We start from the raw sequence: 23,375 nt of genomic DNA, 5'->3' as shown, positions 1-23,375 counted from the left end.
GGCTTTTTCGCAAACTTAGCATATATTCAACGTAATACCTAAACTGTAGCCTATAAAAAAAGCCATTCCATAACTAGAAATGGCTTTTTATTAAACTTTTAGCAGATGTTACACATGCAGAGCACGATTATCAGTGGCTGCTAAGGCTGCTTCTTTAACAGCTTCTGCGTAAGTTGGATGAGCATGACTCATACGAGCAATGTCTTCGGCACTAGCTCTAAACTCCATTGCTGTAACTGCTTCAGCAATTAAATCGGCAACACGTGCACCAACCATATGTACACCAAGCACTTCATCAGTAGACTTGTCTGAAAGTATTTTTACAAATCCATCAATATCTCCACTTGCGCGTGAACGGCCAAGCGCTCGCATAGGAAATTGTCCAGATTTATATTCAATTTTGTCTTCTTTTAGCTGTTCTTCAGTTTTACCAACTGAAGCAACTTCTGGCCAAGTATAGACAACATTAGGAATTAAATTATAATCGATATGAGGTTTTTGGCCTGCTAGAATTTCAGCAACCATGGCACCTTCTTCTTCAGCTTTGTGTGCTAACATAATACCATCAACAACATCACCAACAGCATATATATTATCTACTGAAGTTTTCCGATGGGCATCAACTTTTACTTGACCTTTATCATTAGTTTCGATACCAATATTATCTAAACCAAGGCCTTCAGTATAAGCTTTACGCCCAACAGACACAAGGCAATAATCAGCTTTAAATTCAACTTCTTTATCTTTTTTATCGTCAGCTTTAATAATGACTTCGTTACCATTACGATCAACTGATTTAACTTTGTGAGAAAGTGCAAATTTTACTTTTTGCTTTTTCATGACCTTCATTAATTCTTTACTTTGAGCTTTATCCATACCAGGAATAATTCGGTCCATGTATTCAACAACTGTAACTTCAGCGCCAAGACGTTTATAAACTTGGCCTAGTTCAAGACCAATTACGCCACCGCCAATAACAACTAGGTGTTTTGGGATTTCTTTTAATGACAAGGCTTCAGTTGAAGTGATAATACGTTCTTTATCTATGTCTATGAATGGGAGAGAAGCTGGCTTACTACCAGTAGCAATAATGCTATGCTTTGCTTCAATTTCAATTGATTGTTCTCCTTCAATTGTAATATGTGTTTTGTCTTTAAACGAACCAACACCTTGATAAGATGTAATATTATTTTTATCCATTAAAAAGTCAATTCCTTTTGTGGTTTGCTCAACCACTTGACTTTTGCGTTTCATCATGTTTTTTAGATTCACTTTTACCTCGCCAGAAATATCTATGCCATGTTCTTCAAAATGTTTTGTAGCATCTTCAAAATGATGCGAAGAATCTAGGAGTGCTTTTGAAGGAATACAACCTACATTTAAACATGTTCCGCCTTTAGTAGCATATTTCTCTATAATTGCTGTTTTCATGCCTAATTGAGCACATCTAATCGCTGCAACATATCCGCCAGGTCCAGAGCCAATTACGGCAACATCGTATGAATCCATATATAAATTTTTGTTTGAATATTGATTGTAAACAAAATTACTGATATATAATTTAACCACCAATAAATCCACTTTAAAAAGCTTCTAATTTGAATTCTTCAGACCTGTTTATTTTTGCATTGATATGTAAATTTATTGTAAAAGTTAAATCAAAATTGTAACATTACGAACAATTTTAATGTATGAGTCAACCAAGTCAAAATTCAACTTCAACTAAGCCTGAATTGTCTATTTTAAAAGCTATGATTCCTGTATTTGGGTTAGTAGGAATGTTAGCTTATAATGTATTTGTTTATGAAGATGATGCATTAGGCGGTTCAAATCAATTTATTTTACTCTTGGGTGCAGCTGTTGCAGCTATTGTTGGAGCAGTTAATGGTGTAAATTATGAGTCAATGGTTGAAGAGGTTTCTAAAAATATAAAAGCCACTACTGGACCGATTTTAATTTTGCTTATGGTTGGCGCACTAGCTGGAACTTGGTTGTTAAGTGGTGTGATTCCAACCATGATTTATTATGGCTTACAAGTTTTAAATCCGACGATATTTTTAGCAGCTTGCGTGGTGATTTGTGCTGTGATATCTATCGCTACTGGCAGTAGCTGGACTACCTCTGCAACCGTAGGTATTGCTTTAATAGGAATTGCTAATGCGCTTGATGTTTCTCTAGGAATGACGGCTGGTGCTGTACTTTCTGGTGCTTACTTTGGTGATAAGCTTTCACCTATGAGTGATACAACTAATTTAGCGCCAGCAATGGCTGGAACAGATTTATTTACTCATATTCGTTATATGACTATAACAACTGTTCCTACAATAATTATAACATTAATCGTATTTATTATTATTGGTCTCACCTTAGATACCAGTGGGCAAGTTTCAGCTCATGTCATTTTAGCAGATATAAAAGCTTCTTTTCATATTTCACCCTGGTTATTTGTAGTGCCTTTAGTAGTGATTGGTTTAATTATAAAGAAAACACCACCATTAATTGCTTTACTTTTAGGAACATTATTAGCTGCTGTTTTTGCATTGATTTTTCAACCAGATTTAGTTCAATTTATAAGTGGCGGCACCCAATTAGATTTTAAAAATGCCTATGTTGGATTAATGAACGCTATAACAACTGATATTACCATACCTACGGATAACAAAAATTTACAAGATTTATTTTCGGCAGGTGGTATGAAAGGCATGCTTGGTACGATATGGTTAATTATTTGTGCGATGGTATTTGGTGGAATAATGGATGCAATTGGTGCATTAGAAGCGATAAGTAAAGCTTTGTTAAACTTGTTTCATTCAACTTTCGGGTTGTTTGCCAGTACAGTTGCAAGTTGCTTGGCTTTAAATGCCACAGCTTCAGATCAATATCTGGCTATTGTTGTTCCTGGTAAAATGTTTGCTAAAGCTTATAAAGACAAAGGTTTAGCTCCCGAAAACTTAAGCCGAACTTTAGAAGATTCTGGAACAGTGACTTCAGTCTTAATTCCTTGGAATACCTGTGGAGCCTACCACAGTGGTGTTTTAGGTGTACCTGTTGTAGATTACTTTGTATATGCAATGTTTAGTTATTTGAGTCCGTTTATGACCTTGCTTTTTGCTGCAATTGGTTATAAAATAAAAATGATAACCAAATAAAATATAAACAGATAATAAGTTATGAAATTAGATATTTTAGCCATCGGTGCTCATCCAGATGATGTTGAATTGAGTTGTGCAGGGACTTTGATAAAAGAAACAACTAAAGGAAAACGTGTAGGCGTAGTCGATTTAACTCAAGGCGAATTAGGAACACGTGGAAATGCCGAAACAAGAACTGAAGAAGCTCGTCAAGCAGCTGAAATTATGGGCTTAGCAATGCGACAGAATCTTAAGTTTAGAGATGGATTTTTTCAAAATGATGAAGCACACCAACTTGAAATTATTAAGCTTATTAGAAAGTACCAACCTGAAATTGTTTTTTGTAATGCCATACATGATCGCCACATTGATCACTCTAAAGGAAGTCAGCTAGTAGGCGATGCATGTTTTTTAAGCGGATTGAGAAAAATCGAAACGATTGATGATTCAAAATCACAAGAAGTTTGGAGGCCAAAACATGTTTACCATTATATTCAATGGTATGATATCACACCAGATGTTGTAGTAGATATTTCTGGTTATATCAACCAAAAAGTAGAAGCCGTAAAAGCGTATAAAACTCAGTTTTTTGACCCAACTAACAAAGAACCCAAAACACCAATTTCGAGTCAAAATTTTTTAGATAGTGTTACTTATCGCGCTCGTGATTTAGGAAGAATAATTGGCGTAGATCATGCTGAAGGTTTTACGGTAGAACGTTACGCTGCTGTTGATTCAATTTTTGATTTAATATAATTTCATCTTTTGTTTTGCAAATTGATGAAATTGTTTAAATTTGCGACCGCTAATGGTGACTGTAGCTCAGTTGGTTAGAGTATCGGTTTGTGGATCCGAGGGTCGTGGGTTCGAACCCCATCAGTCACCCAAAATTAAAGCCCTGATTTTCAGGGCTTTTTTTATGTTTAATATTGAATAGTTTCAATTTTTATCGCATGACTCCAGATGGAAAAACAACCACACTTTCGTGTCCATTTTTATCCACCGCGGCAACACCAAATAAATAATTGTCAATCACAATTCCTTCAAGTGTAAATTCATTAACTTTTCCTACAAAACGACTATAATCCCAAGTTGGAGAAGTGGTATCACGCCAATAAATTTTATAGCCTCTCAAATCCTCATCATTAGTGCCTTTCCAACGTAATTTTACGGATGGCTGAACAGCACCACCAATTTCGACATTTGTTGGCGCTTTTGGCGCCCAAGCTAGATTAGCCATAGTAATGGCATTAACCGCTGTTAGTTTTTTAACATAAGGAAACTTAACATGCTCAATCACATCGCCATAAGCAATGCCGTTTTCGGTTCTTATATCTTGGTGTTGCCAATTGTAATTTTCGTGAGCTTCCATAATTCTAACGCCAGCATACCCTAAATCATTAAATGGCCTATGATGTCCGCCTCGTCCAAAACGGTCAAGTCTATAAATCATAATAGGATTCATTTCTGGCATGTAGGTTTTTACAGTTTTATGAACATATCTAGCTAGCTGTCTCGAGTTTCCATCAATTTCGCCACCATAAAAGCGTTTCAATGTTCGCTCTCTTTTCGTTTCCGTTGGGTTATGTGCTTCACTAAAAATTCTAAAACTTCGGTTGTCAATAACACCATCAATACCTTGAATATTTCCAATCATATCGTTGTTTAAAACACCAACTATATTCCAATTATTCTTTTTAGCATACTCGGCTAAAAACTTGCCACCCCATAGACCTTGTTCTTCTCCGCTCAGACCAACATATACAATGCTATGATTAAATTTATATTGTGATAAAACACGAGCAGCTTCAATTGTTCCAGCAATTCCTGTGGCATTATCATTTGCGCCAGGCGCATCAGTTGTGTAGTCTTCAGTATCAGAAGCTCTAGAGTCAATATCACCGCTCATTATGATATATGAATTAGGATATTTCTTGCCCTTTTGTATAGCAACCACATTTACAACTTCAGCATCTTTTGGTATTCTACTTCCCATGTCGGTTGTTAACATCGTTCTATGAAAAAAGACATCTAGGCAATTATTACATTGTTTTGATATTTGATCAAATTCAGATTTTATCCAGCGCCTTGCTGCTCCAATACCTCTTGTGTTACTAATCGTATCACTAAATGTATTGCGGGTTCCGAAATCAACTAAGCTTTGAACATTTTTTTCAAGTTGAGTAGCATTAACTTTTTCAATAATGTCATAAATTTTAGGATCTTGTTGCGCTTTGGTAAATGTAAAAGCACAAAGAAGCGAAATAAAAAAAAGTTTGGTTTTCATTATCATTTTATTGTTGTGTTAATTCAGTAAATATATCTTCAAGGCTTTGGTTTACTTTGTTGAGGTTAAGTATCTTAAGACCATTGTCATGTGCAAAATCAAACACATCACTGCGCTTATCAACGTCAGAATTAAAGTAGAGCTTATATATAAAGCCATTTGGGTTACTTATTTTTGATAATCCAGGTAAGTTCTGCAACGCAACCTCTTCAATTCTATAATTAAATTCTACTTCTATGACTTGCTGTTGGTGGTCTTGGTTTAATTCGTGTAATAAATTATCTCTTAAAATTTCTCCTTTATTTAAGATTACCACCCGATCACAAATCGCTTCAACTTCTTGCATTATGTGAGTTGAAAGCAAAATCGTTTTGTGCTTTGAGATATCTTTTATCAAACTTCTAATTTCAATAAGCTGGTTGGGATCTAAACCTGTTGTTGGTTCATCTAAAATTAAAATTTCTGGGTCATGAAGTAATGCGGTAGCAATCCCAACACGTTGTTTGTAACCTTTAGAGAGTTGGTGTATTTTTTTATTAGCTTCTGGAGAAAGTTGTGTAAGCTTAATAACCTCTTCAATGCGTTCTTTGCTAATTTTGAAAATAGAGGCATTAAATTGAAGAAACTCACGAACATACATGTCTTCATAAAGTGGATTTTGTTCTGGTAAGTATCCTAAATGCTTTTGAATATCTAATTTATTTGAATCTAGGTTGAAATTTCCGATATTTATTTTACCGTCTGTAAATTCTAAATAACCGGTTAACAACTTCATTAAAGTTGACTTTCCCGCACCGTTTGGGCCAAGTAAACCAACAATTTCACCCGTATGAATTTTTAAATTAATATTTTTTAAAACCTGCTGATGGCCATAGGATTTATTAAGGTTAGAAATACTAATATTCATAATTAAAAATTTAATCAATAATACAATTTTAAGCTGAAATAGGTGGTTTTTTGTCAAATTTTAAAGACTTTCAAAGTAAAACTTGATAGTTAAAACTACTTTTATTTATGAGCTTAATAAAATATAGACCATATTATAACTATAGCATTTTAGCTTTATAGATTTATCGTTTTAATTTCATATGCCTATATTTACGAAAACATTTAATTTAGGCTATGAAACAACATTTAAAGGCTAAAGTTAATGATACATTCGAATTTGAATTTACCGAAGATCAAATCAAAGCTTTAGACACCCAATCTACGAATCACAATCAACTTCACATTCTCGAAAATCAAAAATCAGCTTCAGCTACCATTGTTGAAACTGATTTTTTAAACAAAACCTATAGCATTAAAATCAATGCTAATACTTACACAGTTAAAATCTCTAACGATTTAGATGTACTCATCAAAGAAATGGGTTTAAGCCTTGCTGCGTCTACTTTAGTTAACGACATAAAAGCACCAATGCCAGGTTTAATTCTCGATGTTAATGTAGAAGAAGGTCAAGAGATTAAAGAAGGCGATCAATTGCTTGTTCTTGAAGCAATGAAAATGGAAAACGCTATCACTGCGCCTCGCGACGCCGTTATAAAGTCAATAAAAATTGATAAAGGCAACACAGTGACCAAAAGTCAATTACTAATTGAAATGGAATAAATCAGTTTTAAATGAAAAAGATATTAGTTGCAAATAGAGGCGAAATTGCCTTAAGAGTCATGAAGACGATACAGAAAATGGGCATACAAACCGTTGCCGTTTATTCTGAAGTCGATAGAAATTCACCTCATGTAAAGTTTGCTAATGAAGCGATTTGTTTAGGAAAAGCAGCCTCAAACGAATCCTATTTATTAGGTGATAAAATTATTGAAGAGGCCAAAAAACTTAATGTTGACGGTATTCATCCAGGTTACGGATTTTTAAGTGAAAATGCTGAATTCGCCGAGAAAGTTGAAGCAAGTGGCATCACATTTATTGGTCCAAAATCTCACGCCATTCGGGTGATGGGTGATAAATTATCTGCTAAAGAAACCGTAAAAGCTTATAATATACCAATGGTGCCAGGTATTGATGAAGCTATCACAGATATTGAAAAAGCTAAGGCAATTGCTGAAGAAATTGGCTATCCAATTTTGATAAAAGCTTCAGCTGGTGGCGGCGGAAAAGGCATGCGTGTTGTAGAATCTGACAAAGAAATTGAAAACCAAATGAAACGCGCCATCAGCGAAGCTAAATCTGCTTTTGGTAATGGCGCAGTATTTATAGAAAAATACGTCGGTTCACCACGTCATATCGAGATTCAGGTGCTTGCTGATAGGCATGGTAATGTCTTACATTTATTTGAACGCGAATGTTCTATTCAACGCCGACACCAAAAAGTAGTAGAAGAAGCACCATCGGTCTTATTAACGCCTGAAATTAGAAAACAAATGGGAGAAGCCGCCGTTAATGTGGCACGTTCGTGCAATTATGTAGGCGCTGGTACAGTTGAATTTTTAATGGATGAACAAAAAAGATTTTATTTTCTTGAAATGAACACACGTCTTCAAGTTGAGCATCCAGTTACTGAATTAATTTCAGGTATTGACTTAGTAGAGCAACAAATCAAAATAGCAAGAGGTGAAAAAATAAATTTTAGCCAAAATGATCTGCAAATTAATGGTCATGCCGTAGAATTGCGCGTTTATGCTGAAGACCCAACTGATGATTTTTTACCAAGTGTTGGAAAACTCGAGCAATATCAAGCACCTAAGGGCGAAGGAATTCGTGTAGATGATGGTTTTGAAGAAGGCATGGATGTTCCTATTTATTATGACCCAATGATATCAAAATTAGTGACCTATGCTGAAAATCGTGAGGCAGCCATTCAGCGTATGATTGAAGCTATCGATAATTATCAAATAAAAGGGGTTTCAACAACTTTAGCCTTTGGTAAATTTGTTTGTAAACACGAAGCTTTTAGAAGTGGAAATTTTGATACGCATTTTGTAAAACATCATTATACGCCAGAAGTATTAGAGGCTGAACAAAAAGCTGAAGCTAAATTGGCGGCCAAAATTGCTTTAAAACAATATTTAGAAGATCAAAAACAATTAAGAATTCCAGAAACAGAGTAAGCATGAGTTCAACACGAGATGATTTACAGAAAAAAGTTGAAGCTGCCAAATTAGGTGGTGGCCAAAAACGCATTGATAAACAGCATGAAAAGAAAAAATTAACAGCTCGAGAACGTGTCAACTATTTCTTAGATGAAGGCTCTTTTGAAGAAATAGGTATGTTAGTCACCCATAGAACAACCGATTTTAACATGCAAGACCAAGTGTTTTACGGTGATGGTGTAATTACAGGCTATGGCACAGTAAATGGTAGATTGGTCTACATTTATGCTCAAGATTTTACAGTTTTTGGTGGTGCGTTATCAGAAACCCATGCCGAAAAGATTTGTAAAGTTATGGATCACGCCATGAAAGTTGGTGCTCCAATTATTGGGCTGAACGATTCTGGTGGTGCTCGTATTCAAGAAGGTGTACGTTCATTAGGTGGCTATGCTGATATTTTTTACAGAAATGTACAAGCTTCAGGTGTTATCCCACAAATTTCAGCTATCATGGGACCTTGTGCAGGTGGTGCTGTCTATTCACCAGCAATGACAGACTTCACCATTATGGTTGAAAATACAAGCTATATGTTTGTTACTGGACCTAATGTCGTAAAAACTGTAACTAATGAAGAAGTAACTTCAGAAGAGCTAGGTGGCGCAAGTTCGCATTCAACTAAATCAGGTGTTACCCACTTAACTGCTGTTAACGATATTGAATGTTTAGAAAATATTAAAACATTACTCAGTTATATTCCGCAAAACAATAAGCAAAAACCAGAATTGACTCCTGTAAAACTTCAGGATGAAGTTCGTGAACAACTCGAAGGTTTAGTGCCTGAAAATGCTAACAAACCCTACGATATGCATGAAGTTATCAGTGGAATTGTTGATGAAGATTCATTTTATGAAATTCATAAAAATTATGCAGATAACATCATTGTTGGTTTTTCAAGAATTGGAGGCAGAAGTATTGGCGTTGTCGCTAACCAACCTATGAGTTTAGCGGGTGTACTTGATGTTGATGCTTCAAAAAAAGCGGCTCGTTTTGTGCGCTTTTGTGATGCCTTTAATATTCCGCTTTTAGTTTTGGTTGATGTGCCAGGCTTTTTACCAGGTACCGACCAAGAATGGAATGGTATAATTTTACATGGTGCTAAATTACTTTATGCTTTAAGTGAAGCTACAGTGCCAAGAATTAGTGTTATTACAAGAAAAGCTTATGGCGGTGCTTACGATGTAATGAATTCTAAACACATCGGTGCCGATTTCAATTTTGCTTGGCCTACTGCAGAGATTGCAGTAATGGGCGCTAAAGGTGCTTCAGAAATCATTTTTAGAAAAGAAATTCAATCTGCTGATGATCCGCAGTTAAAATTATCTGAAAAAGAAAAAGAATATGCCGGTGCTTTTGCCAATCCATTTAAGGCTGCTCAACGTGGTTTTATAGATGAAGTGATTGAACCAAAAAATACACGGCGTAAATTGATTAAGGCTTTTACAATGCTAGCTGATAAGCAAGTTAACAGACCAGAACGTAAGCATGGTAATATTCCTTTGTAAAAAAATTACCTACTAAATAAAAAACCTTGAGTATAACTCAAGGTTTTTTGTTTAAAAACTTTTTTTAATTCGGTCGAGTTTACGTTTTGTGTCACGATCTTTAATAGTTTCTCTTTTATCGTATAGTTTTTTACCTTTGGCTAGCGCAATTTGTAATTTGGCATAACCACGATCATTTAAAAACATTCGAAGTGGAATAATAGTTAATCCTGTATTTCTAACTTGTTTGTGTAACTTCCGTAATTCTTTTTTATTGAGTAAAAGTTTACGTTCAGACTTAGGTTGGTGATTAAAGTGTGTTGCATGAGAGTATTCTTGAATATCCATATTAATCACAAATAATTCACCTTTTTCATTAAACTCACAAAAGCTTTCTGCAATATTGGCTTTTCCTTCTCGAATAGCTTTAATTTCAGTTCCTGCTAAAACAATTCCAGCTGTATATTTATCTAAGATTTCATATTGAAATCTAGCTTTTTTATTTTGTATATTCACAGTATTTGCTTTCCCCATTTTCTTTAAATTCTAATTCAAAAATACAATACTACTTTCGATTAATTCTTAATTATTTATTTAAACCGCTATTAAGCCGTAATTTTATAGCGAAATTGCAATAAATTTTATTTTATGCGTCAATTATTAGCTTCCTTATTCTTTTTGAGTTTGACAATTTCATGCCAGAATTCACAAAATTCAAAATCTGTCTCAGCAAAGGAAATCGTAAATCAAGCTATTGAATTTAGTGGAACTTCTGCTGTAGATAATAGTGTGATAAAATTTGATTTTAGAAATTTACATTACCGCTCTGAAGCCACTTGTAACGGAATGAAGCTTAGCCGACAAAAAGGCGATACAATTGATGTCCTTTACAGTGGAAAATTTAAACGCTTTATAGATTCAATACCAGTTGAAGTTAACGATAGTCTGGAAAATGTTTATAGTGAATCTATTAATTCGGTGCATTATTTTGTTCAGCTTCCCTATCGTTTAACAGACCAAGCTGTAAATTTGAGACGCTTACCTAATCAAAGTTTTAACAATCAGGATTATTATGTTGTCGAGGTAAATTTTAAGCAAGAAAATGGTGGTCAAGATTTTAACGACACTTATTTGTATTGGTTTAATCAAAAAAATTATTCATTAGACTATTTAGCTTATGAATTTCATGTTAATCGTGGTGGTTATCGTTTTCGTGTTGCAAAAAATAGGCAGTTTATAAATGGTACACAGTTTATAGATTATGATAATTACAAACCAAAATCAAAGCAAGTTGAACTTGAAGATTTGCTTCAACTTTTTCATAATAATAAGTTAGAATTAGTATCCGAAATTAAAACTGAAAATCCCAGCATAAATTCAGTCCAACTCAAATGCTAACTTTACATCAAGGACAGTATCTTTTATTTTTAACTCTTTACTGATTTCAACCTTAAATAGTTTATAATTAATACTGTCATTAATCATTTCATATTTTTTATTATTCAATATTTGGTTTACAAACTGAGGTGTTGTGTTAGAATGTCCTATAATTAGATTTGTCTTTCCATAAGTTTTTTTCCAAAAATTGTCTGTAAAGAGAGTATCTTTTTTAACATCATAATCGTTAATTTTTAGTTGATTTAATGAAGCAGAAGGAATGGCCGTTTGAATACAACGTGTGTAATTACTACTAAAAATTTGGTCGATATTTTTTTCTTCAAAGTATTTGGCCCAATGATTAGCTCGTTTTAAGCCTTTTTCGGTTAAAAAAGGATCTTTTTCTTCAGGATTATTTCTGTTTTTCTCTGCATGGCGTATAAAATAATAAGTTGTTTTTTTGGCATTTTCGCTTGGTAAATCATACCAAAAAGTATTTTCATGACTTGTTGGCTTCGAGTTTTGGCAAGCTGTAATGATTAATAATGGTAGTAAATATAAAAAACGTTTCATAGCTTAAGTTCTAAAAGAATAAGTTGGTTTATTTGTGGCGCAAAGCTATTAAAATTATTGTCTGAAACAAGAATTAAACTGCGGTTGCCATTGCTGAGTTGAGGTCCAAAACTGATGCCTTCAATATTGTCTACGATATTTTGTTTGAGTTGAGGCTTAATTGAATTAAAATCAAATAGTAACTCTTTTTTAGCGGGTTTTATTTTGCTTTTGTGATTTTTTAATGATTTCACCTTAGCAACATTTGTTGCATTTTTGGTTGTTACTAACCATAAAAAAACATTATTTCCTTTGCTTTTGTGACCAGCTGAGTAAGAACGTTCTAACCATAAAAAATTGGTTTCACTAAGTTGAAGAATTTCTGTGACGCCGTTGACAAAATAGGGTAGAAGAGGTATTTTTTTTACTCGGCTTAAATTAACAGCATATGCATTACTGATATTTTTTGTTTTAAAATTATAAAAAGCTAATCTTACCGGTGAATAATTATCAACAAGCCTTGGTTTATTACCGTCAGTTTTTAAAGGTAGCTCATTCGCAAACCAAAAACCATCTTTTGCAATATCTAAACCTTCAAACATGCCGTTATGTTGACTGTTTTCAATAGTGTAAGGCGGTTTAAACTCGATGTGTTCTACGGCTTTAAAATTTGTTGAAAGTTTAGCTATAAAAGCGGGTTGTTTTTGCTTAATATTTCCTTCACTACTCAACCAGTAATTGTTATTAGCTTCACCATATCTAATCGATTCAAGATCATAAAACTTGTTGTTATCTAAATTTTGAAGTTGATGTTTTCGTAACAATTCAACTTCATTAAATTTTTTGTTTTCAACTTTTAAACGAATGCTATATAATCGAGGATTTGTAGGTGAATCAGCCACTAAAATATAAGTAGAATCATTTATTTGGTCTATTCCAGAAATTCCACCAAAATCATTGAAATCTTCAGGGTTTTCAGTGATGACAAAATCATCTAAATAAGTGATGAGATCATTATTTTTAGAATCGACTTTAAATGCTGTGCAGCTCAATAGAGATATTAAACTAATTACACTTAGTAAAATTTTATAAATAGGCTTAACCATAATTTATAAGTGGACATAAAAAAAGGCTGCAATTTGCAGCCTTTTTGAAATTAATTTTTAATCACTTCTACGAGTTTTACCTCGAAGTATAATGTAGAATTAGCAGGAATTGGACCGCGTTGTCTTGAGCCGTAAGCTAAATTTGGCGGTATGAGTAACTCTGCTTTTTCTCCAGTTTTCAGTAAACTTATACCTTCATCCCAACCAGTAATAACTTGACCAGTCCCTAATTTGAAGCTGATAGGAGTATTTCGGTCAAATGAAGAGTCGAATTTAGTGCCATCAGTTAGGTAACCAGCATAATGTACACGAACAGTATTACCATTCTCAGGAGATTCACCTTCTGGGTTAGGTTCTGTAATTCTGTACATTAAGCCAGAATCAGTTTTAGACATATTAGCCATCATTTCATCTAACCGAGCTTCAAATGCTTCGCGTTTGGCTTCATTTTTTGCTTCAATTTTAGCAATACCGTTTTTGTAAGCTTCAACAGCATCAAATTGTTTAGCCTCTTTACCTTTACGAACAATTTTTAACTTTTCAATAATAACTTCTTCTTTAGGGCGGTTGGCATTAGCTGTTTCAACCTTAGCAATTGAGTCTGCTACGTTTTGCCCAATAACTACTTTACCAAAAATTGAGTGTTTACCATCCAGATGTTTTGTAGGTGCCACAGTAATAAAAAATTGACTACCGTTTGTGTTTGGTCCTGAATTGGCCATAGAAATTACACCTTTGTCATGTGTTAAACTATCATCAAACTCATCTGTAAATTTATAGCCAGGTCCGCCTTGACCGTTTCCAAGCGGATCGCCACCTTGAATCATGAAATTATCGATAACACGGTGAAAAGTTAATCCTTCATAGAAAGGTTTACCTTTATATTTTTCATCAACTTCTGGATGTGTTCCTTCAGCTAAGGCTACAAAGTTACCAACTGTAATGGGCTTTTTCTTGTAATGTAAGTTAACGACTACTTCACCTTTATTGGTCATAAATACCGCATAAATTCCATCTTTTAAATCGGCATATTCACTACAACTGACCAGTGATAAAGTAAAAATAGCAATTGCTAAAAATTTAGTTTGTAAGTGTTTCATTAGTATTTATTTTATTTAATGTTACTACAGATTTTACAGGAATGTTTTTTCCGATGCGCTGATTATCGCCATAATAGCCATAAACTTTATGAGAAGGAAATAAAAAGGTAACTGTTTCATTTTCTTTCATGAGTTTTAAACCTTGACGTAATCCAGAAAATATGTCTTCTTTATCAATAATTAAAGCACGTTCACCTAGTTCAGTTCGGCTGTAAATGGTATCGTTGTCCAGACTTATGATATTGTAATTAAACTCAACTTCATCACCGTAACTAGGTTGAAGCGTATCAGTGCTGTTTTTTTGGTCGTAAGAATACCAAAATCCATTTTTAGAAGCAAAATAGGTTCTTGAACTGTCTTTTTTTATAATGGCTTTTATTAAGCTTTCTTCACGTTTAACAACGGCTTTGTTGATGTTAATAGATTGCTTTATAAATGAATCTGAACTTTTGCTTATAGGTTTTCTAGCTTCTGGCGTTTTGCATGAAAATACCAACACGATTACAAAAGCAGAAGCCAAGAATTGTTTAATAGTCATTTTTGATAATTTTTTCAAACTTACGAATTGTTTCTTCTAAACTCAAGTTGCTTTTTCCTCCAGCTGCGTTCTTGTGTCCGCCACCATCAAAATGTTCTCTTGCAAATTTGTTAACATCTACATCGCCAACAGACCTAAAGGAAATTTTAATAATTTGTTCTTGTTTATTCTCTATGAAAATAGCAGCAAAATTAATTCCTTTAATCGATAAACCGTAATTGACAAAACCTTCAGTATCACCTTTTTGAAATTGATGTTGATCTAGTTCTTGCTGACTTAAACTGATATAAGCGACTTGATGTTGCTCTATGACGCGTAAATTTTGCATGGCCACACCTAATAGATGAAGTCGGTTTAATGAATTTTGATCAAAAGTATTTTGATGAATTTTTGAGTTTTCAACTCCTAAATCAATTAATTCACCAATAATTTGATGTGTTCTGCTACTCGTTGAAGGAAATTTAAAAGATCCTGTATCTGTCATAATTCCTGTATATAAGCACTCACCAATTTGTTGGTTAAGAGAGTCTTTAAAACCTAAATACACAAAGCTTTCGTAAATCATTTCACATGTAGAGCCAATACTAGTGTCACTGTATAAATATTTAGCATATTCTGACGGTTGTTGATGATGGTCTATCATTACAAATTCGGTGCTTAAGGCTGACAGTACTTCAGCCATTTGATGACCAGCTCTACTAAAATCATTAAAATCAAGTGTAAAAATGAGGTCACTTTGCTCTAAAATTTCAGTTGAAGTTGATGGATTTTGTTCAAAAAATAAAATTTCATCTTGACGAGGCAACCATTCTAAAAAAGCCGGGTATTTGTTAGGCAGTATAACCTGAATTGATTTTTCAGGATAAATTTCTTTTAGGCAAATATAAAGCGCAAGAGAAGAACCTACGGCGTCACCATCTGGATTACGATGGCTAACAATACTCATATTTTTTGCAGTTGAAATAGCTTGTTTTAAGCCATCAAATTTAAATTTCTTCATAATCTTCAAATGTAATAAAAACTTAATATTGCTCTGCTATAGATGCTGTATTTTTACCGAAAATTAAACATGAAAATAATAATATCTTCACTACTCATACTAAGTTTAGTTTTGAGTTGTCAGCCTCAAGAAAACACTTATAAGGTAGCGTTTGGGAGTTGTAATAACCAGCGTTTAGACCAGTCTTATTGGCAGATTATTCAGCAACAGCAGCCTGATGCATTTGTTTGGGGTGGCGATAATATTTATGCCGATACTAAAAATATGGATAGTTTAAAGGCTATGTATCAATTTCAAAAGCAAAATCGATATTATCAAGATTTTTTAAAGGCTATAAATTATTCTGTTTATGCTACTTGGGATGATCACGATTATGGTTTAAACGATGGCGGTAAAGATTGGGAATACAAAGAAGAGAGCCAATTAGCTTTTTTAGATTTTATAGACGTTACTGATGAAAATCGGCGACAACAAGATGGTATTTATCATGCTCAAGACATCAATATAGGTAGCTATGATCTTAAATTATATTTGCTAGATACACGATTTTTTAGAGATAGCCTTAAAGCTTCATCCAACCCAAACAAACGCTATGAATCTTGGCAAAAGGCTAATGGAAGTATTTTAGGTAATGTCCAATGGCAATGGTTAGAAAAAGAGCTTCAAAACAGCGATGCAGATTTTAATATTATTGTGTCGAGTATTCAGTTTTTGTCACACGAACATGGATTTGAAACTTGGGGGAATTTTCCACATGAAGTTGAAAGGTTGAAAAGTTTACTTGTTAAGCATCAAGTTAAAAATACAATATTATTGAGTGGAGACCGACATATTTCAGAATTTTCAAAAGTTGAAGTCGATGGTTTAAATTATGATTTGAACGATTTTACCTCAAGCGGCTTAACACATGCTTACACAAGTTTTACATCTGAACCAAATCAAAATAGAGTAGGCAAAGTGATTAATCAAACTAGCTTTGGAACTTTAGATTTTAACTTCAATGACAATTCTGTTTTAATGCAAATGAAATCAACCAAAACAGGTAAAACACTACAAGAACAATTAATTCAGTTTTAGGTTAACTGAAGTTGCTTTGCTATTCTACTAAAATCATTACTTTTGCCAAAAAATAAAATTATGTCAGGACATAAAACATTTACCATGTTAAAACCAGATGCTGTTGAAAAAGGACACATCGGTGCAATTTTAAATCAAATTACAGCTTCAGGCTTTAAAATCACAGCCATGAAGTTAACACAAATGACGACAGCAGACGCTGAAACTTTTTACGCAATTCACAAAGAGCGTCCATTTTTTGGCGAACTTGTTGAATATATGACGCGTGGCCCAATTGTAGCTGCTGTGTTAGAAAAAGAAAACGCTGTGGAAGACTTTAGAACTTTAATTGGTGCAACAAATCCAGAAGATGCTGCTGAAGGAACAATCCGAAAAAAATATGCAGCTTCTATTGGTGAAAATGCTGTTCATGGAAGTGATAGTGATGAAAATGCTGAAATTGAAGCAGCATTTCATTTCGCTGGTAGAGAGATGTTTTAAAAAACAATTTATTTAATAAAAAAAAGGGAGGATTTTAAAATCCTCCCTTTTTTTACAAAAATTTTATAACAATCCTACTTAGCAACATTAATAGCTCTTGTTTCTCTAATAACTGTTACTTTGACTTGTCCAGGATACGTCATGTCAGTTTGGATTTTCTGTGAGATTTCAAAAGATAAACTTCCAGCACGGTCATCATTTACTTTCTCACTTTCAACAATTACTCGTAATTCGCGACCAGCTTGTATGGCGTAGGCTTTTTTAACACCGCTAAATCCGAAAGCAATGTCTTCTAAATCTTTTAGTCTTTTTACATAAGAGTCTAAAACTTGACGTCTTGCACCTGGTCTAGCACCACTTATGGCATCGCAAACTTGGACAATAGGAGATAAAAGAGAATTCATTTCAATTTCATCATGGTGCGCACCTATAGCGTTGCAAACTTCGTCTTTTTCTCCATACTTTTCAGCCCATTGCATTCCTAAAATTGCGTGAGGTAATTCTGTTTCTGTTTCTGGCACTTTGCCAATATCATGAAGTAGACCAGCACGCTTGGCTAATTTAGGATTCAAGCCTAATTCGGCTGCCATCACACCGCATAGTTTAGCAACTTCACGCGAGTGTTGTAAGAGATTTTGTCCATAAGAAGAACGGTATTTCATTCGGCCTACAGCTTTTACGAGTTCTGGATGTAAACCATGAATACCTAGGTCAATAATTGTGCGCTTACCAATGTCAGCAATTTCTTCATCAATTTGTTTACTGGTTTTTTTAACCACTTCCTCAATTCGTGCAGGATGAATTCTACCATCAGTTACTAATCGGTGAAGTGATAATCTAGCGATTTCACGTCTTACAGAATCAAAGCAAGATAAGATAATGGCTTCAGGTGTATCATCTACAATAATTTCAACACCAGTTGCAGCTTCAATTGCTCTAATATTTCGGCCTTCACGACCTATAATACGTCCTTTAACATCATCGCTTTCAAGGTTAAAAACAGATACACAATTATCAACAGCTTCCTCGGTTCCAATACGTTGAATGGTATTTATGATTATTTTTTTAGCTTCTTGTTGAGCGGTAAGTTTAGCTTCTTCTACTGTATCTTGAATAAGTGTCATCGCTTCAGATTTTGCTGTCTCTTTAAGCGATTCCATTAGCTGTTCTTTAGCTTCTTCGGCGCTGAGTCCGCTAATCACCTCGAGTTGTTTTATCTTTTGATTTAAAATTTTATCAATTTCTTCTTGGCGTTTAGCTAGATATTCAGTTCGGTTAGTATAATCTTCTAATTTTTCGTCTAAAGAAGCATTAAGCTTTTTGTTTTTAGACAATTCATGAGAGAGCTGAGACTCTTTGTCTTTTGTACGTTTTTCGGCGTCTGCTATTTTTTTATCACGTGAGGTAATAACCTTTTCGTGTTCTGCCTTTAGCTCAATAAATTTCTCCTTGGCTTGTAGAATTTTATCTTTTTTAATGCTTTCACCTTCTTTTTTGGCTTCTTTTAATATTTTTTCAGCGTCTTTGTTAGCTGATGATACAATGCCTTTTGCACTGTTTTTTTCTAGCATTTTTGATACAAAAAAACCGATAACAAGACCGATTATTGCTGCTATAATTGTAATTATTACTGTTTCCATAGTTATTTAAATATAAAAAGCCTGTATTAGTTGTGTTTTGTATAAAACTCCGTTAAAACAGGTTTAGGGCTGTCTGACTGATCAAGGATCTGCTTCACAAAACGTGGCAGCTTGCTTTTACAACCAAAACTTAACCCTTTTTAAATTATAAGTGTTGAGTTTATCAAAATTTAACGACTAATACAGGCAGTGTTGTATTATTTATGTAAAGAACTTAATTGAGTTGTTTGTTTAAGCGTTGTTCTAATTCTTCTAATTTGTATTTTGCTTCTTCAACATCAATATCGGCACTTAATTTTTTTTGTTCAGTTTCAGCAGCAAACTGTAAAGCACTCATGGCTAATACATCTTGTTTATCTCTAACTGCGTAACTTTGTTCAAACTTTTTTATTGTTTCTTCAATTTTCTTTGCAGCCTTTCTTAAACCTTCTTCTTGTTCTGGTTTAATGGTTAGCGGATAAACACGATCTGCAATTGAAATTTTAATTTTTAAGCGCTCATTTGACATTTAATTTATTCTGCTAATTGAACAATACATTCATCAATTTCCTTAATCAAACTATTTATTTTGAGTTTTGTTTCTCTTTTATACTCATTACTGCCTAACAATGCATTGGCTGTTCTTAGATTTTTGTTAACAAGGTTTAAACGAGAAATTTCTTGATTTAATTGTTCAACCTCTTCGTTTTCTTGTTTTAAAAATTGTTTGAGTTTGGCATTTTCTTGTTGTAAATGTTGATTTTTTTGTAAAAGCTTACTAACTTTTATTTCAACTTTTTCAACGATTTCTGCTAAATTACTCATCTACAAACTCCGATACATTTAAGGCAAATTTAATATCATTAATTGAATATCACAATACTTTCGGTACTTATTACTAATAATCTCTATGATTTATAGGTTTCTTTTGTTGGCAATCAAAAGTTTAGCCTTATTTACAGAGACTTATATTTATATATTTAATTTTTATCACCTGATTATGTATTTTTACCCAAAATAAATCATGAACATGTTAAACCCAGAAACCGTTTTTTATATCATAATTGGTTTAATTTTATTTAACTATTGTTTCGATCTGATATTATCTATCTTAAATGCTAAAAAGTTTGATGACCAATTGCCGCCAGAACTTGAGGATGTTTATGATGATACGGTTTATAAAAATTCTCAGAAGTACAAAAGGGAAAATTTTAGGTTTTCGATACTAACAAACTCTTTTAGTACTTTTTTGATTATTACTTTTTTGTTTTTTAATGGCTTTGCTTATTTACACTATCATCTCACAGCTATTATAAAACATCAGGTTATAGTCATGTTGGTGTTTTTTGGGGTTTTGTTTGTCGCTAATTTTTTGTTGAATTTACCACTAAATTGGTATCAGAATTTTGTTATCGAAGCAAAATATGATTTTAATAGAACAAGCCTAAAAACTTTTTGGTTAGATCAGTTGAAGTCTTTTTTACTAACTATAATTATTGGCGGTTTGCTTCTAAGTGCAATTTATTATTTATTCTTTTGGTTTAGTGTTAACTTTTGGTGGTATGCTTGGGTGTTAATAAGTGTTTTGATTGTTATTATTAATATGTTTTATACCAAGTTAATTTTACCGCTGTTTAATAAATTATCTCCATTGCCAAGTGGTAAATTACGTGATTCAATAGAGAATTATGCAAAAACGGTCAACTTCAATCTATCTAAAATATTTGTCATAGACGGTTCAAAAAGAAGTACAAAAGCCAATGCTTTTTTCTCGGGTTTAGGGTCTCAAAAACAAGTCACTTTATATGATACTTTAATTGATGATTTAACACCTCATGAAATAGTTGCTGTACTAGCTCATGAAGTTGGACATTATAAACACAAGCATATTGTCTTTAATTTAATTACTTCAATTTTGAGTTTAGGTTTAAGCATGTTTATACTCTCATTATTTATAGTTAAACCAGAAGTTAGTCAAGCACTTGGTGTTCAAGAGCCAAATTTTCATATAGGTTTAATAGCCTTTGGTTTTATTTATTCACCTGTAAGCTTTATCATAAGTATCATTATTAATTTGATGTCACGACATTTTGAATATCAAGCCGATGCTTACGCAAAGAAAACATTCAACGAAAATGATTTGATTTCAGCATTAAAAAAACTCAATAAAAAAAGTTTGTCTAATTTAACACCACATCCTTGGTATGTTTTTTTCAATTATTCACACCCAACTTTATTACAAAGATTTAGAAAATTAAAAGCTAATGCTTAATTTAGGCCTATTAAATTAATTTATGGAGTTAAACGAAGCTTATTTAGAGCAAGAAAATAAACAAATTGCACGTCAATATAAAGAGTTGTTACGTGTTAGCTATCGTATTTTAACTAAAGACGATAAGCAAATGATTCGTAAGGCTTTTGAAACTGCTGTTGAAGCACATAAAGACCAACGCCGTAAATCTGGTGAAGCTTATGTGTTTCATCCTATTGCAGTAGCTAAAATTGTTGCTTCTGAAATTGGCTTAGACGCCACTTCTATTACAGCAGCATTGCTTCATGACGTTGTTGAAGATACTGAGTTTACTTTAGCTGATATCGAGCAAATGTTTGGTGAAACTATTGCTAGAATTGTAGATGGCTTAACCAAAATTTCATCCTTAAAAAAAGAAGGTGATATTTCACTTCAGGCTGAGAACTTCAGAAAAATGTTATTAACACTTAATGATGACATCCGCGTGATCATCATTAAAATTGCTGATCGACTACATAACATGCAAACTATGGATGCTATGCGGCCGGACAAACAAGTAAAAATTGCTTCTGAAACGCTTTATATCTATGCACCTTTAGCTCATAGAATTGGTTTATATAACATAAAAACAGAACTTGAAGATTTAAGTTTAAAATATACAGAGCCTGAAGTTTATAATGATATTTTAGGTAAAATTCAAGATAGTAAAGAAGAACAAGATGCTTATATAGAATCATTTGCAACAACAATTAAAACCTCGCTTGAAAAAGAACAAATCGATTTTCAAATTAAGGGTCGACCAAAATCTATTTACTCAATCCGTAAAAAAATTTCGGCTCAAAATATATCCTTCGACGAAATATACGATAAGTTTGCCATAAGGATTATTTACAAATCTGATTTAGAATCTGAAAAGTTCCTAGCTTGGAAGATATATTCTATTGTTACAGACCACTATCGTCCTAATCCAACTCGATTACGTGACTGGATTTCTTCACCTAAGTCAACAGGCTACGAGGCTCTACATATTACGGTTATGGGGCCAAAAGGCCGTTGGGTTGAAGTCCAAATAAGAAGTGAACGCATGAATGAAATAGCCGAAAAAGGTTATGCAGCTCATTACAAATATAAGCATGGCGATAGTCAAGTTGAAGACCAAGGTATTGATATTTGGTTAAACCGTCTCCAAGAAGCTTTAGAAAATAATGAACTTAATGCGGTCGATTTTGTAGAGCAATTTAAGCTGAACCTCTATGCTAAAGAAATATTTGTGTTTACTCCTCAAGGTGACTTAAAATCTCTACCAAAAGGAGCCACAGTTCTAGATTTTGCTTTTTCTATTCACACCGATATTGGTATGCATACTAGAGGCGCTAAAGTTAATGGAAAAATTGTGCCGCTAAGTCGTGTTTTAAAAAGTGGTGACCAGGTTGAAATTATTACTTCAAAAACAGCTAAACCCACTAAAAACTGGTTAGACATTACCCAGACTGCACGTGCTAAATCTAAAATAAAATCGGTTTTAAACGAAGAGAAAAAGCAAATAGCCGAAGAAGGTAAAGTGATTTTAAATAGAAAATTAAAATCACAACGTATACAACTCAACGAAAAAACAGTCAATGAAATGGTAAACCATTTCAAACTTAAAACCAGTAAAGATTTATTTTACCGTGTTGGAATAGGAACCATAGATAATAAAGCTATTAAAGATTATGTTTCCTCAAAAAATAATGCGTTGGTTACATTCCTTAAAAATAAAATTAGAAAACCTGTAAAATCCCAAAACTCGTTAAGTTTAGATGAAATTACAGAGCGTTATGATGCTTTGGTATTTGGAGATGACGACCAAAAACTTGATTATACCTTAGCGAGTTGTTGTAACCCAATTCCTGGTGATGACGTATTTGGCTTTACAACCGTTAAGGGAGAAATTAAAGTTCATAAAAAAAACTGTCCGAACGCAATTCAACTACAAAGTAATTATGCCTATAGGATTTTAAAAGCAAAATGGATAGATTCATCTCAAGAAGAATTTAAAGCAAGTATTAAATTAACAGGTTTAGATAATTTGGGCTTAATTAGTGATATCACCAATGAAATTTCAAAAAATTTACATGTTAACATGCATAGCATTTCATTTGAAAGTAATCACGGTGTTTTTGAAGGCAGAATAGTTGTTAAAGTAAAAAACAACAGCGAAATCCAAAGACTTTTAGACCGTATTAAAAAAATTGATGGAATCGATAAGGCAACACGAGAATAAAACTAT

Annotated in this window: 22 protein-coding genes, 1 tRNA gene and 1 other RNA gene; 11 read left to right on the top strand and 13 right to left on the bottom strand. The window is 33.3% G+C overall.

Annotation, left to right across the window (positions count from 1 at the left end; genetic code table 11):
* Positions 1–108: 108 nt before the first annotated feature.
* On the bottom strand, positions 109–1,509 hold the full coding sequence (gene lpdA / locus BUB82_RS01405; RefSeq protein ID WP_073190983.1) for a dihydrolipoyl dehydrogenase: 1,401 nt from the start codon (positions 1,507–1,509) through the stop codon (positions 109–111).
* Between the two features lie 182 nt (positions 1,510–1,691).
* On the opposite strand from lpdA, the gene nhaC reads away from it, so the two are divergent.
* From nhaC to BUB82_RS01390, 3 genes are all read left to right on the top strand, one after another.
* A complete protein-coding gene (gene nhaC / locus BUB82_RS01400; protein ID WP_073190980.1) occupies positions 1,692–3,149 on the top strand; it encodes a Na+/H+ antiporter NhaC in 1,458 nt (485 codons plus the stop codon).
* A gap of 21 nt (positions 3,150–3,170) precedes the next feature.
* Positions 3,171–3,887 carry a bacillithiol biosynthesis deacetylase BshB1 gene (bshB1, locus tag BUB82_RS01395; protein ID WP_073190977.1) on the top strand — a complete coding sequence of 239 codons (717 nt, stop codon included), beginning with the start codon at positions 3,171–3,173 and terminating at the stop codon, positions 3,885–3,887.
* A 55-nt stretch (positions 3,888–3,942) separates the two neighbouring features.
* A tRNA-His gene (locus BUB82_RS01390) sits at positions 3,943–4,016 on the top strand.
* A 61-nt stretch (positions 4,017–4,077) separates the two neighbouring features.
* On the opposite strand, the gene BUB82_RS01385 is transcribed toward BUB82_RS01390, so the two are convergent.
* The gene (locus BUB82_RS01385) at positions 4,078–5,418 is read right to left on the bottom strand and encodes a M28 family peptidase (protein ID WP_073191849.1); all 1,341 of its coding nucleotides are present in this window, start codon (positions 5,416–5,418) and stop codon (positions 4,078–4,080) included.
* Positions 5,419–5,425: 7 nt separating this feature from the next.
* Entirely contained in the window at positions 5,426–6,325 is a 900-nt protein-coding gene (locus tag BUB82_RS01380; RefSeq protein ID WP_073191848.1) for an ATP-binding cassette domain-containing protein, read from the bottom strand.
* A gap of 215 nt (positions 6,326–6,540) precedes the next feature.
* Between BUB82_RS01380 and BUB82_RS01375 the strand changes: the two genes are divergently transcribed.
* The 3 genes from BUB82_RS01375 to BUB82_RS01365 are packed head-to-tail and all read left to right on the top strand — an operon-like array spanning position 6,541 to position 10,027.
* Positions 6,541–7,026, top strand: a complete 486-nt coding sequence (locus BUB82_RS01375) for an acyl-CoA carboxylase biotin carboxyl carrier protein subunit (RefSeq protein ID WP_073190974.1) — start codon at positions 6,541–6,543, stop codon at positions 7,024–7,026.
* An 11-nt stretch (positions 7,027–7,037) separates the two neighbouring features.
* Complete coding sequence (gene accC / locus BUB82_RS01370; RefSeq protein ID WP_073190971.1) at positions 7,038–8,483, top strand: acetyl-CoA carboxylase biotin carboxylase subunit; 1,446 nt, start codon at positions 7,038–7,040, stop codon at positions 8,481–8,483.
* Positions 8,484–8,485: 2 nt separating this feature from the next.
* Positions 8,486–10,027 carry an acyl-CoA carboxylase subunit beta gene (locus BUB82_RS01365; protein ID WP_073190968.1) on the top strand — a complete coding sequence of 514 codons (1,542 nt, stop codon included), beginning with the start codon at positions 8,486–8,488 and terminating at the stop codon, positions 10,025–10,027.
* A 51-nt stretch (positions 10,028–10,078) separates the two neighbouring features.
* Here the strand turns inward: BUB82_RS01365 and smpB are convergent, their stop codons facing one another.
* Positions 10,079–10,540: an SsrA-binding protein SmpB gene (gene smpB / locus BUB82_RS01360; RefSeq protein WP_073190965.1), complete on the bottom strand. Its 462-nt coding sequence runs from the start codon at positions 10,538–10,540 to the stop codon at positions 10,079–10,081.
* 114 nt (positions 10,541–10,654) lie between these two features.
* On the opposite strand from smpB, the gene BUB82_RS01355 reads away from it, so the two are divergent.
* Complete coding sequence (locus tag BUB82_RS01355) at positions 10,655–11,404, top strand: DUF6503 family protein (protein WP_073190963.1); 750 nt, start codon at positions 10,655–10,657, stop codon at positions 11,402–11,404.
* On the opposite strand, the gene BUB82_RS01350 is transcribed toward BUB82_RS01355, so the two are convergent.
* From BUB82_RS01350 to BUB82_RS01330, 5 genes are all read right to left on the bottom strand, one after another.
* The gene (locus BUB82_RS01350) at positions 11,384–11,956 is read right to left on the bottom strand and encodes a histidine phosphatase family protein (RefSeq protein ID WP_073190960.1); all 573 of its coding nucleotides are present in this window, start codon (positions 11,954–11,956) and stop codon (positions 11,384–11,386) included. The two genes, BUB82_RS01355 and BUB82_RS01350, sit on opposite strands and share 21 nt — an antisense overlap.
* Complete coding sequence (locus BUB82_RS01345; RefSeq protein ID WP_234949743.1) at positions 11,953–12,987, bottom strand: esterase-like activity of phytase family protein; 1,035 nt, start codon at positions 12,985–12,987, stop codon at positions 11,953–11,955. Before BUB82_RS01345 ends, BUB82_RS01350 begins: the two co-directional genes overlap by 4 nt.
* Before the next feature lie 104 nt (positions 12,988–13,091).
* Positions 13,092–14,141 (bottom strand): peptidylprolyl isomerase, encoded by a 1,050-nt coding sequence (locus BUB82_RS01340; protein WP_073190954.1) that lies wholly within the window; start codon positions 14,139–14,141, stop codon positions 13,092–13,094.
* Positions 14,122–14,679, bottom strand: a complete 558-nt coding sequence (gldI, locus tag BUB82_RS01335) for a gliding motility-associated peptidyl-prolyl isomerase GldI (protein WP_073190951.1) — start codon at positions 14,677–14,679, stop codon at positions 14,122–14,124. Before gldI ends, BUB82_RS01340 begins: the two co-directional genes overlap by 20 nt.
* Entirely contained in the window at positions 14,669–15,679 is a 1,011-nt protein-coding gene (locus tag BUB82_RS01330; RefSeq protein ID WP_073190948.1) for a DHH family phosphoesterase, read from the bottom strand. Before BUB82_RS01330 ends, gldI begins: the two co-directional genes overlap by 11 nt.
* Before the next feature lie 69 nt (positions 15,680–15,748).
* On the opposite strand from BUB82_RS01330, the gene BUB82_RS01325 reads away from it, so the two are divergent.
* Together BUB82_RS01325 and BUB82_RS01320 are read left to right on the top strand one after the other, a co-directional pair.
* Complete coding sequence (locus BUB82_RS01325) at positions 15,749–16,756, top strand: alkaline phosphatase D family protein (protein WP_073190945.1); 1,008 nt, start codon at positions 15,749–15,751, stop codon at positions 16,754–16,756.
* A gap of 60 nt (positions 16,757–16,816) precedes the next feature.
* Positions 16,817–17,236, top strand: a complete 420-nt coding sequence (locus tag BUB82_RS01320; RefSeq protein WP_073190942.1) for a nucleoside-diphosphate kinase — start codon at positions 16,817–16,819, stop codon at positions 17,234–17,236.
* Positions 17,237–17,310: 74 nt separating this feature from the next.
* Here BUB82_RS01320 and rny read toward each other — a convergent pair whose 3' ends face one another.
* The 4 genes from rny to BUB82_RS01300 all read right to left on the bottom strand — a co-directional run bounded on the left by rny (position 17,311) and on the right by BUB82_RS01300 (position 19,680).
* Positions 17,311–18,876: a ribonuclease Y gene (gene rny / locus BUB82_RS01315; protein WP_073190939.1), complete on the bottom strand. Its 1,566-nt coding sequence runs from the start codon at positions 18,874–18,876 to the stop codon at positions 17,311–17,313.
* Positions 18,877–18,920: 44 nt separating this feature from the next.
* Positions 18,921–19,036, bottom strand: a non-coding RNA gene (gene ssrS / locus BUB82_RS01310) — 6S RNA.
* A 54-nt stretch (positions 19,037–19,090) separates the two neighbouring features.
* Positions 19,091–19,384: a cell division protein ZapA gene (locus tag BUB82_RS01305; protein ID WP_073190937.1), complete on the bottom strand. Its 294-nt coding sequence runs from the start codon at positions 19,382–19,384 to the stop codon at positions 19,091–19,093.
* 5 nt (positions 19,385–19,389) lie between these two features.
* Positions 19,390–19,680: a hypothetical protein gene (locus BUB82_RS01300; RefSeq protein WP_073190934.1), complete on the bottom strand. Its 291-nt coding sequence runs from the start codon at positions 19,678–19,680 to the stop codon at positions 19,390–19,392.
* A gap of 199 nt (positions 19,681–19,879) precedes the next feature.
* Between BUB82_RS01300 and BUB82_RS01295 the strand changes: the two genes are divergently transcribed.
* On the top strand, positions 19,880–21,127 hold the full coding sequence (locus tag BUB82_RS01295; RefSeq protein WP_234949742.1) for a M48 family metallopeptidase: 1,248 nt from the start codon (positions 19,880–19,882) through the stop codon (positions 21,125–21,127).
* 22 nt (positions 21,128–21,149) lie between these two features.
* Positions 21,150–23,369, top strand: a complete 2,220-nt coding sequence (locus tag BUB82_RS01290; RefSeq protein ID WP_073190929.1) for a RelA/SpoT family protein — start codon at positions 21,150–21,152, stop codon at positions 23,367–23,369.
* The last annotated feature ends 6 nt before the right edge of the window (positions 23,370–23,375 follow it).

The sequence above is a fragment of the Psychroflexus salarius genome, from assembly GCF_900129035.1.
GTDB lineage: Bacteria > Bacteroidota > Bacteroidia > Flavobacteriales > Flavobacteriaceae > Psychroflexus > Psychroflexus salarius.
This window is presented reverse-complemented; position numbering and strand designations above follow the sequence as displayed.